The 15,456-nt window shown below is 71.4% G+C and carries 15 protein-coding genes, 1 tRNA gene and 1 riboswitch; of the genes, 7 read left to right on the top strand and 9 right to left on the bottom strand.

The genetic code is table 11. The features are described 5' to 3' along the window. Positions 1-4: 4 nt before the first annotated feature. Positions 5-80 (bottom strand) — tRNA-Thr (locus tag AC3YO9_RS13290). A 49-nt stretch (positions 81-129) separates the two neighbouring features. Between AC3YO9_RS13290 and AC3YO9_RS13285 the strand changes: the two genes are divergently transcribed. From AC3YO9_RS13285 to AC3YO9_RS13265, 5 genes are all read left to right on the top strand, one after another. Further along, the gene (locus AC3YO9_RS13285; RefSeq protein ID WP_489983504.1) at positions 130-507 is read left to right on the top strand and encodes a nuclear transport factor 2 family protein; all 378 of its coding nucleotides are present in this window, start codon (positions 130-132) and stop codon (positions 505-507) included. A gap of 280 nt (positions 508-787) precedes the next feature. Continuing rightward, a complete protein-coding gene (locus tag AC3YO9_RS13280; protein WP_489983503.1) occupies positions 788-2,119 on the top strand; it encodes a threonine/serine exporter family protein in 1,332 nt (443 codons plus the stop codon). A gap of 130 nt (positions 2,120-2,249) precedes the next feature. After that, positions 2,250-2,558, top strand: coding sequence for a WhiB family transcriptional regulator (locus tag AC3YO9_RS13275; protein ID WP_127781924.1), 309 nt, complete (start codon positions 2,250-2,252; stop codon positions 2,556-2,558). A gap of 27 nt (positions 2,559-2,585) precedes the next feature. Beyond that, a complete protein-coding gene (locus AC3YO9_RS13270) occupies positions 2,586-2,786 on the top strand; it encodes a hypothetical protein (RefSeq protein WP_127781923.1) in 201 nt (66 codons plus the stop codon). A gap of 139 nt (positions 2,787-2,925) precedes the next feature. Next, positions 2,926-4,395 carry an alpha,alpha-trehalose-phosphate synthase (UDP-forming) gene (locus AC3YO9_RS13265; protein WP_127781922.1) on the top strand — a complete coding sequence of 490 codons (1,470 nt, stop codon included), beginning with the start codon at positions 2,926-2,928 and terminating at the stop codon, positions 4,393-4,395. Between the two features lie 48 nt (positions 4,396-4,443). Here AC3YO9_RS13265 and AC3YO9_RS13260 read toward each other — a convergent pair whose 3' ends face one another. The 4 genes from AC3YO9_RS13260 to AC3YO9_RS13245 all read right to left on the bottom strand — a co-directional run bounded on the left by AC3YO9_RS13260 (position 4,444) and on the right by AC3YO9_RS13245 (position 7,951). Then, the gene (locus AC3YO9_RS13260) at positions 4,444-5,211 is read right to left on the bottom strand and encodes a glucose 1-dehydrogenase (protein ID WP_489983502.1); all 768 of its coding nucleotides are present in this window, start codon (positions 5,209-5,211) and stop codon (positions 4,444-4,446) included. Next, positions 5,211-6,722 carry an aldehyde dehydrogenase family protein gene (locus AC3YO9_RS13255; RefSeq protein ID WP_127781920.1) on the bottom strand — a complete coding sequence of 504 codons (1,512 nt, stop codon included), beginning with the start codon at positions 6,720-6,722 and terminating at the stop codon, positions 5,211-5,213. Before AC3YO9_RS13255 ends, AC3YO9_RS13260 begins: the two co-directional genes overlap by 1 nt. A 15-nt stretch (positions 6,723-6,737) precedes the next feature. Then, a complete protein-coding gene (locus AC3YO9_RS13250) occupies positions 6,738-7,625 on the bottom strand; it encodes a 3-oxoacyl-ACP reductase (protein ID WP_489983501.1) in 888 nt (295 codons plus the stop codon). 134 nt (positions 7,626-7,759) lie between these two features. After that, positions 7,760-7,951: a ferredoxin gene (locus AC3YO9_RS13245; RefSeq protein WP_127781918.1), complete on the bottom strand. Its 192-nt coding sequence runs from the start codon at positions 7,949-7,951 to the stop codon at positions 7,760-7,762. 144 nt (positions 7,952-8,095) lie between these two features. Here AC3YO9_RS13245 and AC3YO9_RS13240 point away from each other — a divergent pair, with 144 nt between their 5' ends. Both AC3YO9_RS13240 and AC3YO9_RS13235 read left to right on the top strand, forming a co-directional pair. Continuing rightward, entirely contained in the window at positions 8,096-9,277 is a 1,182-nt protein-coding gene (locus AC3YO9_RS13240) for an acyl-CoA dehydrogenase family protein (protein ID WP_127781917.1), read from the top strand. A gap of 9 nt (positions 9,278-9,286) precedes the next feature. After that, the gene (locus AC3YO9_RS13235) at positions 9,287-10,387 is read left to right on the top strand and encodes an acyl-CoA dehydrogenase family protein (protein WP_127781916.1); all 1,101 of its coding nucleotides are present in this window, start codon (positions 9,287-9,289) and stop codon (positions 10,385-10,387) included. Between the two features lie 113 nt (positions 10,388-10,500). On the opposite strand, the gene AC3YO9_RS13230 is transcribed toward AC3YO9_RS13235, so the two are convergent. The 4 genes from AC3YO9_RS13230 to AC3YO9_RS13215 all read right to left on the bottom strand — a co-directional run bounded on the left by AC3YO9_RS13230 (position 10,501) and on the right by AC3YO9_RS13215 (position 15,388). After that, the gene (locus tag AC3YO9_RS13230; RefSeq protein WP_489983500.1) at positions 10,501-11,256 is read right to left on the bottom strand and encodes a transglycosylase family protein; all 756 of its coding nucleotides are present in this window, start codon (positions 11,254-11,256) and stop codon (positions 10,501-10,503) included. 6 nt (positions 11,257-11,262) lie between these two features. Continuing rightward, a riboswitch (cyclic di-AMP (ydaO/yuaA leader) is annotated at positions 11,263-11,461 on the bottom strand. Positions 11,462-11,757: 296 nt separating this feature from the next. Further along, on the bottom strand, positions 11,758-12,615 hold the full coding sequence (locus AC3YO9_RS13225; protein WP_489984053.1) for a sulfurtransferase: 858 nt from the start codon (positions 12,613-12,615) through the stop codon (positions 11,758-11,760). A gap of 53 nt (positions 12,616-12,668) precedes the next feature. Further along, on the bottom strand, positions 12,669-13,790 hold the full coding sequence (locus tag AC3YO9_RS13220) for an NAD(P)H-dependent flavin oxidoreductase (protein ID WP_489983499.1): 1,122 nt from the start codon (positions 13,788-13,790) through the stop codon (positions 12,669-12,671). After that, entirely contained in the window at positions 13,757-15,388 is a 1,632-nt protein-coding gene (locus AC3YO9_RS13215; protein WP_127781913.1) for an acyl-CoA synthetase, read from the bottom strand. Before AC3YO9_RS13215 ends, AC3YO9_RS13220 begins: the two co-directional genes overlap by 34 nt. Between the last annotated feature and the right edge of the window lie 68 nt (positions 15,389-15,456).

Genomic DNA, 15,456 nt, shown 5'->3' with positions numbered 1-15,456 from the left:
GGGGTGGAGCCGAGTGTCGGGTTCGAACCGACGACAACCGCTTTACAAGAGCGGTGCTCTACCAGCTGAGCTAACCCGGCGCGAGTGTGCGGCGTGATGCTATCCGACGGCGGCGCTACGGTCAGAAGGGTGAGCACCTCGGAGATCGCCACCGTCCTGGCCTGGCACGACGCCCTCACGGGGCACGACCTGGACACCCTGCTGAACCTGTCCAGCGACGACGTCGAGCTCGCCACCCCCACCGGCGCCAGCCAAGGGATCGCGGCGCTGCGCGAGTGGGCCGAGCGCTTCCGCGGCACCGTGTCCCCCGGACGGATGTTCGTCCACCACGGGGTGGTCGTGGTGGAGGAGGAGCTCGCCGGCGCCGAGCAGGAGCAGCGCCAGGCCGTGGCCACCGCCTTCCGAGTGGTGCACGACCAGGTCACCTCGGTCTTCCGGCACGACAGCCTGGCCGAGGCGCTGGCCGACACCGGCCTGCTGCCCAGCGACGAGGTCACCGACGGCTGAGCAAGGGGCCGCACACGCTCGCGACCGGTGCACCGAGCTGGTTGTGAGGCAACTCATGGCTGAGAGGCTTGGTCCGCGGGACGCAGGCGGGACCATGGGTGGAAGGCCCCGCAGCGGTGGCCGTCGTCGGCGAGAACACGAGGTGTTGGTAGTGCAGTGGGTCAGGGGCAACGAGCCCATCCGGGGCAGCGGCGCCGGGAGCGGGTTGCACCCGTCCTCCGTCCCCCCACCTCGGCGCCCCCCGCGCGCGCCCGTGGTGCGGCAGAAGGACCCGAGCACGGTGCAGTTCGCCGCGCCGGCCCAGTACCCCACCGGCCCCGCGCCCGCCTTCACCGGCGAGGCGGCCATCGCCGAGGTGCTCGACCTGGCGCTGCGGGTCGGCGAGGTGCTGCTCTCCAGCGGAGCGGCCACCGCTGACGTCACCGCCGACATCCTCACCCTCACCTCGGCCTACGGACTGCCCCGGTGCGAGGTGGACATCACCTACACGGCCATCACCATCAGCGCGCACCGCGGGCTGTCCAGCCCGCCGGTGAACACCATGCGGGTGGTCAACTACCGCTCGCTGGACTACACCCGCCTGGCCGACGTCGACCGGGTGATCTGCGACGCCGAGGCCGGCGCGCTCAGCGCCCGCGAGGCGCACCAGGCCCTGGACAAGATCACCACTGCGCCGCACCCCTACCCGCGGTGGGTCTCCACCCTGGCGTGGGCCGGCATGGCCGCCAGCATCGCGGTGCTGGTCGGTGGTGAGTGGCTGGTGGCGCTGGTGGCGCTGCTGTCGGCCGTGGTCATCGACCGCACCCGACGGGTGCTCAACCGCACCGGTCTGCCCGGCTTCTTCCAGCAGGTGGTGGGCGGTTTCATCGCCACCCTGCCCGCGGCTCTGCTCTACGCGGTGCAGGATCCCCTGCACCTCACCGTGCGCCCCTCCCAGGTGGCGGCGGCCGGAGTGATCGTGCTGCTGTCCGGGCTGTCGCTGGTGGGTTCCATGCAGGACGCCATCACCGGCGCGATGGTCACCGCCGCGGCGCGCTTCACCGAGGTGCTGATGCTCACCGCCGGCATCATCGTCGGCGTCGGCCTGGCGCTGAAGTTCGCCTCGGGCGTGGGCGTCGACCTGCCTCCGCTGCTCGCCAGCACCACCAGCCTGTCCCGGCTGCCGGTGCAGGTGCTCGGGGCTGCGGCGGCAGCGGGCTTCTTCGCGCTGGCCTGCTACGCCGAGCGCCGGGCCCTGGCCTTCGCAGCGGCGGCGGGGGCGGTCGGCTTCCTGGCCTTCGGCCTGTTGTCCAACCTGGCCGGCGGCACCCTGATGGCCTCCGGCGCGGCGGCCGCCTTCGTCGGCTTCGCCGGCGGGGTGCTCTCCCGGCGCTACCGGGTCCCGCCGCTGGTGATTGCCGTCTCAGGCATCACCCCGCTCCTGCCGGGCCTGGCGGTGTACCGCGGGCTGTATGCGATGACCAACGACGACGCGGTCATGGGCCTGTCGGAGATGAGCGCGGCACTGGCCACCGGAGCCGCGCTCGCGGCCGGCGTGGTGTTCGGCGAGTGGCTCGCCAAGCGGTTCCGCACCACCCTCGCGCCGAGGCTGCGCACGAGGTCAGCCGCATGAACCCTTGATCGTTGGGCCACAGTGCTTCTACGCTTAGCCCACACTTCACCGCGCAGCGCCTCCGACACCCCGTCGCCGGCCGGCCGGCGGCCGTCGTGGGGGGACTCAGCTGAGGAGGCGTGGCCGAGACATGACGACTGTGGCGCGGCTCGCCCTGCCCCTGGTGGAAGACTGGCAGTGGCAGCAGCACGGCGCGTGCGGCGGCCTCGAGGAGTCCCGCTTCTTCCACCCCGAGAACGAGCGCGGATCCGAGCGTGCCCGCCGAGAGGCGGAGGCCAAGCAAGTGTGCAGACGGTGCCCGGTGGTCGTACAGTGCCGCGAGCACGCGTTGCTCGTCGGCGAGCCTTACGGAGTATGGGGTGGGCTCGGTGAGGGCGAGCGTCGGGCAATTCTCGGCCAGCGCCGTCGCGCGAACCGGGAGGTGCTGGTCGAGGACTGAGAAAGAGATGAAGGAGGGTGCCGCAACATGGCACAGGTGAACGGAACCAAGTCTGCTGGCGAGACCAGTGACGTCGCTACCAACTTGGAAGATGGTGAGGTCGTGGAGACCGTCACTCAGGAAACCGCACGCAAGGCCCAGCGCGTGATCGCGGCGCACTCGAACGACACTGCCGAGTGCATCATGCTGCTCGACATGCTCGGCGTGGGCCCGCACTCCAACAGCTAGACCCGTCCCATGGCCGCCCGCGCTCGGCCCCGTGCCGGCCGCGGGCGCACCTGGGGCACAAGCCGTCTCGGCGTCGACCGAGACGGAATGTCCTTGTCTCGACCAGCACCTCGAGTCCCCGGCCAACTAGGCTGATCGCGTGACCGAGACGAGCACGCCCGAGACCCAGGAACACGGCCAGTCCGAATTCGTCGTGGTCGCCAACCGGCTTCCGGTGGACCTCGAGCGTGTCGAGGGTGGTCCCGACCGGTGGAAGCGCAGCCCCGGCGGGCTGGTCACCGCGCTGGAGCCGGTGCTGCGCAGCCAGGACGGCGCGTGGGTCGGCTGGACCGGCGTGGCCGACGTGGACGTCGAACCCTTCGAGGAGGGCGGCCTGCGGCTGCACCCGGTGCGCCTGAGCGCCGACGAGGTCGCCGAGTACTACGAGGGGTTCTCCAACGCCACCCTGTGGCCGCTGTACCACGACGTGATCGTGCACCCGGACTTCAACCGCACCTGGTGGGACACCTACGTCCGGGTCAACCGGCGCTTCGCCGAGGAGACCGCGCGCACCGCCGCGCACGGTGCCACCGTGTGGGTGCAGGACTACCAGCTCCAGCTGGTGCCGCAGTACCTGCGAGAGCTGCGGCCGGACCTGCTCATCGGCTTCTTCCTGCACATCCCGTTCCCACCCGTGGAGCTGTTCATGCAGCTGCCGTGGCGGCGGGAGATCGTGCAGGGCCTGCTGGGCGCCGACCTGATCGGCTTCCACCTGCCCGGCGGCGCGCAGAACTTCCTCTACCTGTCCCGCCGGCTGGCTGGCCAGAACGCGTCCCGGGCCTCGGTGGGTGTGCGCTCGCGGATGGGCACGGTGCAGATCGACGACCGCACCGCCCACGTGGGTGCCTTCCCCATCTCCATCGACTCCGCGGAGATCTCCAAGCTGGCCAGCAGCCCCCGCGTGCAGGCTCGGGCCAAGGAGATCCGCCGCGACCTCGGCCACCCGCGCCGCATCATGCTGGGTGTGGACCGGCTGGACTACACCAAGGGCATCGACGTGCGCCTCTTCGCGCTGCGCGAGCTGCTGGCCGAGGGCCGGGTGGACGCCGACGACACCGTGATGATCCAGCTGGCCACCCCCAGCCGGGAGCGGGTGGACAGCTACATCAAGATGCGCGGCGACATCGAGCGCGAGGTCGGCGGCATCAACGGCGAGTACTCCAAGGTGGGCCACCCCGCCGTGCACTACCTGCACCGGCCGGTCCCCCGCGAGGAGCTCATCGCCTTCTACGTGGCCGCCGACGTCATGCTGGTGACCCCCATGCGCGACGGCATGAACCTGGTGGCCAAGGAGTACGTGGCCTGCCGCAGCGACCTCGGCGGCGCGCTGGTGCTCAGCGAGTTCACCGGGGCAGCCTCCGAGCTGCGCTCGGCGTACCTGGTCAACCCGCACGACCTCGACGGGGTGAAGGCGGCCCTGGTCGAGGCGCTGGACCAGACCGAGGACGAGGGCCGCCGACGGATGCGAGCGATGCGCCGCCAGGTGATGACCTTCGACGTCGACCGCTGGGCCCGGTCCTTCCTCAGCGCGCTCGGCCGGCCCGACCTCGCGGAGGAGACCACCGCCTGAGCCGGGGAGCCGCCGCCACGGCAGGCTCCCCGGCCCGGGTGCGGGTCGCTAGCCGGCGAAGTTGAACGCGTGGGTGGCGGTGGCGCCACCGTCGGCCACGAACTCGGCCCCCGTGCAGTACGAGCTCTTGTCGCTGGCCAGGAACACCAGCACCTCGGCGATCTCCTCCGGGCGGCCCACCCGGCGCAGCGCCACCTTCCGCCCGGCCGGCGAGAGGTCCACCTCGCCACCCCCGGCCGCGGTGGACACCATGTTGGTGTCGATCATCCCGGGGTGCACCGAGTTCACCCGGATGCCGACCTCGCCCAGCTCCATCGCCGCCACCTTGCTCATCCCCCGGATGGCGAACTTGCTGGAGGAGTAGGCGACCAGCAGCGGCACCGCGGCCAGGCCCTCGATGGAGGAGGTGTTGATGATCGACCCGCCGCCGGCGGCGGTCATCGGCTTGACCACCGACCGCATGCCCAGGAACGTGCCCACCTGGTTGATCCGGATGACCCGCTCGTACTGCTCCAGCGTGGTGTCGGCCAGCGCGGAGAACATCAGGATGCCGGCGTTGTTCACCAGCACGTCCACCTTGCCGAGCAGCGCCACGGTCTCCTCGACCAGGTCGGCCCACTGCTCCTCGTTGCCCACGTCCAGGTGCCGGTAGTGGGCGTGCTCCCCCAGCTCGTCGGCGAGGGCGGCACCCTTGACGTCGTCGATGTCGGCGATCATCACCTGGGCGCCCTCCTCGACGAACCGCCGCGCCGCTGCGGCGCCCTGCCCGCCCGCGGCACCGGTGATGATGGCGACCTTGCCGGCCAGGTCGGCCATCACATCACCTCGTCGGTCAGCGGCAGCAGCACCGTCTTGAGCTCGGTGTAGGCCTCGATGGCGCTCTGCCCGCCCTCACGTCCCATGCCCGACTCCTTGAAGCCACCGAAGGGCAGGTGCGGCTCGATGGTGAAGCCGTTGATGCCCACGGTGCCGGCCCGCACCGAGCGGGCCATGCGCATGGCCCGGCTGACGTCGCTGGTGTAGACCCCGGCGCCGAGGCCGTACTGGGTGTCGTTGGCCAGCCGGATCGCCTCCTCCTCGGTGTCGAAGGGCACGACGGCCAGCACCGGCCCGAAGATCTCCTCCTGGGCCAGGCTGGAGCGGTTGTCCACGTCGGCGAAGATCGTGGGCTGCACGAAGTTGCCGGCGCTGAGGTCCCCGTCCACCCGCGACCCCCCGGTGACCAGGCGGCTGCCCTCGCCGGCGCCGCGGTCGAGGTAGCCCAGCACCCGCTGCAGCTGCTTGTCGTTGATCAGCGGCGCGGCCAGCACCGCCGGGTCGAACGGGTCGCCGTAGGTGATGGCACCGGCCATCATCTCCGCGCCGGCGAGGAACTCCTCCATCGCGTCGCGGTGCACCAGCGCCCGGCTGTGCGCCACGCAGGCCTGCCCGGACAGCCCCATCGACACGGTGCCCATGGTGGTCATGCCGGCCATGGTGATGTTGGGCGCGTCCGGGAAGACGATGGCGGGGCTCTTGCCGCCCAGCTCCAGCGAGACCCGCTTGAGGGTGCCCGCCGACGCCCGCAGGATGTGCTGGCCGATGGTCCGGCTGCCGGTGAAGCTGATCTTGTCCACCGCGTCGTGGGTGATCATCGCCTCGCCGACGGTCTCGCCCGGGCCGGTGACCACGTTCAGCACGCCGTCGGGCAGGCCCGCCTCCACCAGCAGCTCCACCATGCGCAGCACGGCGAAGGAGGCGTACTCCGAGGGCTTGAGCACCACCGTGCAGCCGGCGGCGAGCGCCGGGGCCACCTTCTGCGCGTAGAGCAGGAACGGCGCGTTCCACGGCAGGATCGCCGCGACCACGCCGATCGGCTCGCGGAAGGTCATCGCCACGTGGTCGCCACCCTGGTACGCGGGCAGGGTCTGGCCGCCGATCTTGTCGATCCACCCCGCGTGGTGGTCGAACACGTCGGCCGCCACGTCGATGGAGGCGGCGTAGATGCCACCGAAGGACAGCGGCACGCTGTTGTCCAGCGCCAGCAGCCCGGCGAGCTCCTCGCCGTTGGCGCGCAGCAGGTCGGCGTAGCGGTGGATCAGCTTGATCCGCTCGCCCGCCCGCATCCGGGGCCAGGCCCCGTCGTCGAACGCGGTGCGCGCCGCCTGCACGGCCTCCTCCACGTCGGCGGTGGTGGCGACGGCGAACTCGCCGACCGCCTCGCCGGTGGCCGGGTGGTGGTGGGTCCAGGTGGCTCCGTCGGCGGAGTCGCGCCACTGGCCGTTGACCAGGAGCTGGCCGGTCTTGAGCCCGAGCGCGTCGATCCGGGGCTGCATGGTGAGTGTCATGGTGGTGCGGCCTCCTCAGGCGAGGTGTGCGAGGTCGGTGTTGACGAACATCCGCGCAGGATCGCGGTCGGCGAAGTACCCGCCGATGGAGCGCTCGATGTCCTCGGGGGTCCACATCGCACCCGCCGAGGAGAACTTCTGCTCGATGGTCGGCGGCGCCATCAGCGCCACCTTCCCGCCGTAGACCACGAACACCTGGCCGTTGACGGCCGCGGCGGCGGGCGAGGCCAGGTAGGCCACCAGCGGGGCCACGTTGTCCACCGAGAGCGGGTCGGGCCCGTCGGACGGTGGGGCGTCGAAGACCGCCTCGGTCATCGCGGTGCGGGCCCGCGGGCAGATGGCGTTGGCCCGCACCCCGTAGCGGCTCAGCGCCTTGGCGGCGGTCATGGTCAGGGTGGTGATGCCGGCCTTGGCCGCGCCGTAGTTGGCCTGCCCGGCGGGGCCGAAGAAGGCTGCCTCGGACGAGGTGTTCACCAGCGAGGCGTACACCGGGGCGCCGGCCTGCTTGGACTGCTCGCGCCAGTACGCGCCGGCGTTGCGGGTGAGCAGGAAGTGCCCCCGCAGGTGCACCCGCACCACCAGGTCGAAGTCGGCGTCGCTCATGTTGAACAGCATCTGGTCGCGGGTGACGCCGGCGTTGTTGACCACCACGTGCAACCCGCCGAGGTCCTCCACCGCGGTGCGGACCAGCTCGTCGGCGGTGGTGCGCTCACCCACGTCGCCCTGCACCAGGGCCGCCCGCACGCCGAGCGCCTTGATCTCGTCCACCACGTCGGTGTCGGCCATGTCGTTGACCACCACGTCGGCACCCTGGGCGGCGAGCGCGAGCGCTTCCGCCCGGCCCAGCCCGGCGCCGGCTCCGGTGACCACGGCGACCTTGCCGGCCAGTGGCTTCTCGCTCACCGGCGGCACACCCGACCGGTCGGACCTGATCTGCGGGCAAAGCTCATCGGTGCTCCTCGAGTCGGCTGGGCGGCGGGACTTTCGACGCTAGAACGTGTTCTCGTCCGGCTCGACAGCACCAAGACGGACGGGCCTCACTCCTCGAGGGCGAGGGCGCTCTTGGGGCAGCGCTCCACGGCCTTGCGCACCCGCGCCTGCAGCTCCTCCGGCGGCTCCGGCTGCAAGATCGTCAGCTGCTCGTCGTCGTCGAGGTCGAAGACCTTGGGCGCCAGGCCGGCACAGACTCCGTTGGCCTCGCACAGGTCGAAGTCGACAGTGACCTTCATCGGAATGCCTCCACTGCGAACGATCGGTGACCGACTCGGCCCGGCCGCCTCGCGAGCAGGCCCTGACCGACACTAGAACCGGTTCTACCGAGAAGCAATGGTCCGCGCTAGTGTCGCAAGAACCTGTTCCAGCCAGGAGGGCCCATGCGGATCAGCTACACCCCCGAGCAGGAGGAGCTGCGGCGTGAGCTGCGCAGCTACTTCGCGCGCCTGATGACCCCGGAGCGCCGCGAGGCGATGAGCTCCACGCAGGGCGAGTACGGCACCGGCGACACCTACAAGGAGATCGTCCGCCAGATGGGCGCCGACGGGTGGTTGGCCCTGGGTTGGCCGACCGAGCACGGCGGGCAGGCCCGCCCGATGATGGACCAGCTGATCTTCACCGACGAGGCGGCGGTGGCCGGGGCGCCGGTGCCGTTCCTGACGGTGAACAGCGTGGCCCCGACGATCATGCGGTACGGCACCGAGGAGCAGAAGGCCTTCTTCCTGCCCCGCATCGCCGCCGGTGAGCTGCACTTCGCCATCGGCTACTCCGAGCCCGAGGCCGGCACCGACCTGGCCTCGCTGCGCACCCGGGCGGTGCGCGACGGCGACGACTACGTGGTCAACGGGCAGAAGATGTGGACCAGCCTCATCCAGTACGCCGACTACGTGTGGCTGGCCTGCCGCACCGATGCCGAGGCACCCAAGCACAAGGGCATCAGCATGCTCATCGTGCCGACCGACGCGCCCGGGTTCTCCTGGACGCCGGTGCACACCATGGCCGGACCCGGCACCAGTGCCACCTACTACGAGGACGTCCGTGTCCCCGTGACCTCCCGGGTCGGGGCGGAGAACGCGGGCTGGCCGCTGGTCACCAACCAGCTGAACCACGAGCGGGTCGCCCTGACCTCCTCCGCCCCGGTGCGCACCGCCCTGCGCGAGGTGCGGGAGTGGGCCCAGCAGACCAAGCTGCCCGACGGCACCCGGGTGATCGACCAGGAGTGGGTGCAGCTGCACCTGGCCCGGGTGCACGCCAAGGCCGACTTCCTCAAGCTGATCAACTGGAAGATCGCCTGGAGCGTGGGCCAGGCCCCCACCCCCGCCGACGCCTCGGCCACCAAGGTCTTCGGCACCGAGCTCGCCACCGAGGCGTACCGGCTGCTGATGGAGGTGCTGGGCAACAGCGCCGTGGTCCGGCACGGCTCGGCCGGCGCCCTGCTGCAGGGCCGCGTCGAACGGATGCACCGCTCCTCGCTGATCCTCACCTTCGGTGGCGGCACCAACGAGGTCCAGCGCGACATCGTGTCCATGCTCGCCCTCGGCCTGCCCGCCGCCAAGCGCTAGGAGCTCGACGTGGACTTCTCCCTGACCGATGCCCAGCAGGACCTCGGCGGCCTGGCTCGCCAGATCCTCACCGACAAGGTGACCCAGGAGCGGCTGCGCGCCGTGGAGACCGGGCCGCGCTGGGACCAGCAGCTGTGGGCCGACCTGGCCACCGCGGGCGTGCTCTCCGCCGCCCTCCCCGAGCAGGTGGGTGGCGGTGGCTTCGGCCTGCTCGAGCAGTGCAGCGTGCTGGTGGAGCTGGGCCGGGCGGTGGCGCCCGTGCCGTACCTGCAGTCGGTGGTGATGGCCGCCGCGGCCATCGCCGAGCTGGGCACGGACAGCCAGCGCGAGCGGTGGGCGGCACCGGCCGCGGCGGGTGAGCTGGTGCTCACCGTGGCGCTGGTGGACGAGCCCGGCACCGGTGGCACCCGGGCACAGCGCAGCGGCGACGGCTGGGTGCTCAACGGCGCCAAGTCCGCGGTGTCCTGGGCGCCGGTGGCCGATGCCGTGCTGGTCGCGGCCGCCACCGACGCCGGCCCGGTGGTGCTGCTGGTGCGCAGCGACGATCCCGGCGTGCAGGTGCAGGACCAGCAGCTGGTGGACGGGGGCAGCGCCGGCCTGGTGGAGCTGACCGACGTGCGCCTGGACGCCGACCGGGTCCTCGGCACCGACGGCGAGGCGGCACTGACCTGGCTGGTGGACCGCGGCACCGTCGGGATCTGTGCGCTGCAGCTGGGCGTCACCGAGCGGGCGCTGGAGCTTACCGCGGAGTACGCCAGGGAGCGGGTGCAGTTCGGCCGTCCCATCGGCAGCTTCCAGGCAGTGGCCCAGCGCCTGGCGGACGCCTACATCGACGTGGAAGCCATCCGGCTCACGCTCTGGCAGGCGGCGTGGCGGCTGGCGGAGGACCTGCCCAGCACCGCGGAGGTGGCCACCGCCAAGTTCTGGGCTGCCGACGCCGGGCACCGGGTGAGCCACACCGCGGTGCACGTGCACGGCGGCGTGGGGATCGACACCGACCACGCCCTGCACCGGTACTTCACCGCGGCCAAGCGCAACGAGTTCGAGCTGGGGGCGGCGACGGCGCAGCTGCTGCGCCTGGGCGCCACCCTGGCCGCGGAGCCCGCCTAGCCACCGCCCTCCGGCCGTCCACGCAGACAGCACAGGACCCCGCACACCGTTGCCGGTGGCGGGGTCCTGTGCTGGTTCAGCTGGCTCAGCCGAGGCCGAGCCGGTGAGCAGGATCAGGCGAGGGTCAGGGTCTGGCCCGCGAAGATCATGTTCGGGTTGCTGATCTTGCCCTTGTTGATGCTGAACAGCGCCTGGTAGCCGCCGCTCACACCCTGGGTGGAGGCGATGGACGACAGGGTGTCGCCCGACTTCACCGTGTAGGTCTTGCCGCTGGACTTGGCTGCCTTCGCCTTGGTGGTGGCCTTGGCGGAGCTGGCCTTGGGGGCCTGCGCCTTGGCAGCCGAAGCCTTGGGCGCCTGTGCCTTGGCGGTGCTGGCCTTGGGGGCCTGCGCCTTGGCGGTGCTGGCCTTGGGCGCCTGCGCCTTCTGCGTGGTCGCAGCCTTGGGGGCCTGCGCCTTGGGGGCCGACTTGGTGGTGGCCTTCGCGGTGGAGCTGCTGGCGGAGGCGTTGCCCGAACCGAGGTTCTTGCCGCACACCGGCCACGCACCCTTGCCCTGGCCGGCGAGCACGCGCTCGGCGACCGCGATCTGCTCGGACTTGGAGGCGTTGTGGGCCGAGCCCGAGCCGCCGAAGGCCTTCCAGGTGCTCGGGGTGAACTGCAGGCCACCGGAGAAGCCGTTGCCCGAGTTGATGGACCAGTTGCCGGTGCTCTCGCACTGCGCGACCGCGTCCCAGTCGTTGCCGGCGGCGGAGGCCGGCGAGGCGAAGATCGCCATCGGGGCACCGACGACGAGGCCGGCGATGACGACCTTGGCGGCGTTGCGGGCGCCGGTGGAGTGCTTGGAGGCGGTGGTGGTCTTGCGAGTCATATGGGTAGATCCTCTCCCTGCGCCTGCGGAGTCAGCTGTCGGGTTCGGGCTGAGAGGTTGCCCGGCCACCAGGTCCACGAGCTGGGCCTGCTGGCTTCACCCCAAGGTCAGAGCCGCTGATCAGCGGTTCCGGCCGGCATCCCGGGTGTGCCCCTGGATGTGGGTCCTCCGTCCCTGTCCCTGGTTAGATCGGAGGTTCCGGATGCCCGCGGGACAGGATTGAGCGCGGCGGGCCCGGTGTCGGCCGGTTGTTCCCGGCCACAAACGAACGTACGGACCGAGCACGGGTGCGTCGAGGCCCCGCAGCGCCAAGGTCTCGGGTAGGTAACGCCTCCCCGGCGACCCGCGACGTCACCGTTTCCGCAGGTCAGCCGGCATGTCCGCAAAACGGGACGCTTTTGTCAGCAGCCCGGGATCGGTGACTCGGATCACAGGCTGGACCCCCGAAATCGGCCCCGGAAAGCGGCCTGCGTCACGCCCTGAGAGGCGACAAGTCCCAGGTCACAGGCAGTTTTCCTGGTCCACGACACCACCTGGTGATGCCCCGGTGGCGACGGGGCGGCGGGGATCGCTGCTGTACTGCGACCACGACCCCGGGTAGAGGCGACCGGCACCCAACCCGCTGAGCTCCAGAGCCAGCAGGCTGTGGCAGGCGGTCACTCCCGAGCCGCAGTAGGCGGTCACCGGCGCACCCGCCCGCACGCCCGCCGCGGTGAAGCGACGGCGCAGCTCGGCCGCCGGGAGGAAGGTGCCGTCCTCGGCCAGCGTGGCCTGGGTGGGCAGGTTCTTCGCCCCGGGGACGTGGCCGGCCCGGGCGTCCACCGGCTCGTGCTCGCCGCGGTAGCGCTCGGGGGCCCGGGCGTCGAGCACCACGCCGGCGCCACCGCCCGCCTGCGCCACCACCTCGTCCAGGTCCGCCAGCCGCTCCCGCGGCCAGGGCCGGGCGGTGAAGGTGGTGGGCGCGCGGCCGACGGGCGCCGTCTCCAGCGGACCCCGGTAGGCCGCCAGCCCGCCGTCGAGCAGCGCAGCCTGGTGGCCGGTGGCCCGCAGCAGCCACACCAGGCGGGCAGCGCTGCGCCCCCCGGCGTCGTCGTAGGCCACGACCGTGTCGTCGTCGCCGATGCCCAGCCGGCCCAGCTCGGCGGCGAACACCTCGGGGTCGGGCAGCGGGTGGCGGCCCTGCTCCGGGCTCGGCGGGGCGGCCAGGCACCGGTCGAGGTCGACGAACACCGCTCCCGGCAGGTGGCCCGCCTCGTGGGCGGCGCGGCCGGAGCGGCCGTCGAGGTACCACCGCACGTCGGCGAGCACGACGTCGGTGCGGTGGGCGTCCCACCAGGCGGGGCTGACGACGGGGGCGATCATCCCGTCACCCTAGAAGCCCCACCCGGTGGGAAGCGCTCAGCCAAGGGTCGTCAGCGCAGCGTGTCCAGCCGCGACACCGTCGCGTCGAACTCGCCCACCAGGTCGGCCATCACCTCGGCCACCGGCCTGATCTCGTTCATCCGGCCCACGATCTGCCCGATCGGCATGGAGACCACCTCGGGGTCGGTGGAGCGAGCGATGCGCTGGTGCGCCTCCCCCACCAGGACGTTCTGCAGCGGCATGGGCAGCGGGGAGGGGGCACCCTCGGCGCTCCACGCCTCGGTCCAGCGGGTCTTGAGCAGCCGGGCGGGCTTGCCCGAGTAGCTGCGCATCCGCACGGTGTCGCTGGAGGTGGCCGCCAGCAGCGCCCGCTGCATCGTGGAGGGCCCACCGTCGTCGGCGGGCATCTCACCGAGCTTGTACTCCGCGGTGGTCAGCCAGTAGGAGCCCATCCAGACCCCGGAGGCACCCAGCGCCAGCGCGGCGGCGACCTGCCGGCCGGAGCCGATGCCGCCGGCCGCCAGCACCGAGGCGCGGTCGCCGATGGCGTCCACGATCTCCGGGAGCAGCACCATGGAGGCGATCTCCCCGGTGTGCCCGCCGGCCTCGTAGCCCTGGGCGATGACGATGTCCACGCCGTTGTCCACGTGCCGCACCGCGTGCTCGGCCTTGCCGGCCAGCGCCGCCACCGGCACGCCCTTCTCGTGCGCCAGGTCGATGACGTCCTTGGGCGGGGACCCCAGCGCGTTGGCGATCAGCTTGATCGGGTGGCGCAGCGCCACGTCGACGTGCGAGCGGGCGATGGAGTGCAGCCAGCCCAGCACCCCTTCGTTGCGCTCCTCGTCCTCGTCCAGCGGCGGGACGCCGAGCTCGTCCAGCGTGCGGTTCACGAAGGCCCGGTGCTCGTCGGGGATGAGCTTCTGCAGGTCCATGGACGCGGCTTCCTGCGGAATCTTCGCCGGCATCACGATGTCCACCCCGTAGGGCTTGCCGTCGGTGTTCTCGTCCATCCAGGTCAGCACCGCGTCGAGCTCCTCGGCGTCGTTGAACCGCACGCAGCCGAGCACCCCCAGACCGCCGGCGCGGCTGATGGCCGCGGCGACGTGCTCGGACGGGGTGAAGCCGAAGATCGGGTGCTCTATGCCGAACTGTTCGCTGAGCGCGGTGCGCACAGGTCCTCCTCAGGTCGTTGCTCGGCGTGCTGCCGAGCCCACTTGTAGTCCGCCTTGCCGGTGGACAGGCGCTCAATCTCCTCGACCAGCCAGAGGCTGCGCGGGGCCTTGTAGCCGGCGAGCTGACCACGGACGTGGCGGTCCAGGTCGTCGAACGCCGGAGAGGTGCCGGGGCGGGGCTGGACGAGGGCGGCCACCCGCTGGCCCCACGTCTCGTCGGGCACGCCGATCACCAGTGCGTCGAACACGTCGGGGTGACCCTTGAGCGCACCCTCCACCTCCTCGGGGAACACCTTCTCACCACCGGTGTTCACGCAGGTGTTGCCGCGGCCGAGCAGGGTCATGGTGCCGTCGGCCTCGATGCGCGCCAGGTCCCCGGGGACGGCGTAGCGCTTGCCGTCCACCTCGGTGAAGAGCGTGGCGGTCTTCTCCGGGTCCTTGTAGTAGCCCATCGGGATGTAGCCGCCCCGGGCGAGCCGGCCGATCTCGCCGGAGCCGGGCTCCACCTGCTTGCCCTCGTCGTTGACGACGATGGCGTTGGGGATGAGCTTGACGCGGGGGCCCTCGGTCCACTTCTCCGAGTCCTTGGTCAGCATGCCGATCCCGCTGAAGCCGGTCTCGGAGGAGCCGACGGCGTCGGTGATGACCACGTTGGGCAGCGCGTCCAGGTACTGGTCCTTGACGGTGGGCGAGAACAGCGCCGCGCTGCTGGAGATGGCGAACACCGACGAGGCGTCGTAGTCACCGCGCAGGTACTCCTCGATCATCGGGCGGGCCATGGCGTCACCGATGAGCACCACCACGTTCACCTTGTGCTGGGCGATGGAGTGCCAGATGGCGACCGGGTCGAACTTGGGCACCAGCACCACGGTGTCGCCGGCGAAGAGCGCCTGCATCGCCGCCCACTGGGCGTTGCCGTGAATCAGCGGAGCCAGGCACAGCCGGGTCATCCCTCCGGAGGCCTCTCCCTCGCGCGCCTGGGCCCACTCGTCGGCCATCGCCTCGCCGGTGACGAAGCTGACGCCGCCGCCGAGCACCCGCCAGACGTCCTCGTGCCGCCACATCACGCCCTTGGGCGGACCGGTGGTGCCGCCGGTGTAGAGGATGTAGAGGTCGTCGGAGCTGCGCTCGCCGAAGTCGCGCTCCGCGGACTCCCCGGCCATCGCGGCCTCGAAGTCGGTGCCCGCCGCGGCGCCGTCGGCGTTGTCCAGCACCAGCACGTGCTGCAGCGTCGGGGTCTCCGGGCGCACCGCGGCCACCTTGTCGGCGAACTCCCGCTCGGTGAGCAGCGCGACCATGTCGGAGTTCTGCACCACGTAGCGCAGCTCCTGCTCGCCGTAGCGGTAGTTCACGTTGATGATCACGCCGCGCAGCTTGTAGACCGCCATCATCCAGATGATGGCCTCCACCCGGTTGTGGGTGTAGAGCCCGACGTGCGAGCCGGTGCCGACGCCGTGCGCGGCGAGGTGGTGCGCCAGGCGGTTGGCGCGCTCCTCGAGCTCGCGGTAGCTGACGACGATGTCCTCGCAGGCCAGGGCCTTGCGGTCCGGAAACAGGTCGACCGCGTGTTCGAACAGGTCCGCTATGTTGTAGGCCACATTTTCAAACTAGAACCTGTTACTGTTCGGCGCAATAGCAGACCGCGTTCCCACCGCCAGGAGGCCCA

This window comes from Rhodococcus sp. Z6_132 (assembly GCF_058133635.1).
The sequence above is the reverse complement of the archived record's forward strand: the minus strand, read 5'-3'. Positions and strand labels throughout refer to the sequence as shown.

Bases quoted from the DNA above. Each gene is read 5' to 3' on its own strand.
- AC3YO9_RS13275 (WP_127781924.1), top strand. From the start codon at position 2,250: ATGACGACTGTGGCGCGGCTCGCCCTGCCCCTGGTGGAAGACTGGCAG.
- AC3YO9_RS13270 (WP_127781923.1), top strand. From the start codon at position 2,586: ATGGCACAGGTGAACGGAACCAAGTCTGCTGGCGAGACCAGTGACGTC.
- AC3YO9_RS13260 (WP_489983502.1), bottom strand. From the start codon at position 5,211: ATGGCCGACCTGGCCGGCAAGGTCGCCATCATCACCGGTGCCGCGGGC.
- AC3YO9_RS13255 (WP_127781920.1), bottom strand. From the start codon at position 6,722: ATGACACTCACCATGCAGCCCCGGATCGACGCGCTCGGGCTCAAGACC.
- AC3YO9_RS13245 (WP_127781918.1), bottom strand. From the start codon at position 7,951: ATGAAGGTCACTGTCGACTTCGACCTGTGCGAGGCCAACGGAGTCTGT.
- AC3YO9_RS13240 (WP_127781917.1), top strand. From the start codon at position 8,096: ATGCGGATCAGCTACACCCCCGAGCAGGAGGAGCTGCGGCGTGAGCTG.
- AC3YO9_RS13230 (WP_489983500.1), bottom strand. From the start codon at position 11,256: ATGACTCGCAAGACCACCACCGCCTCCAAGCACTCCACCGGCGCCCGC.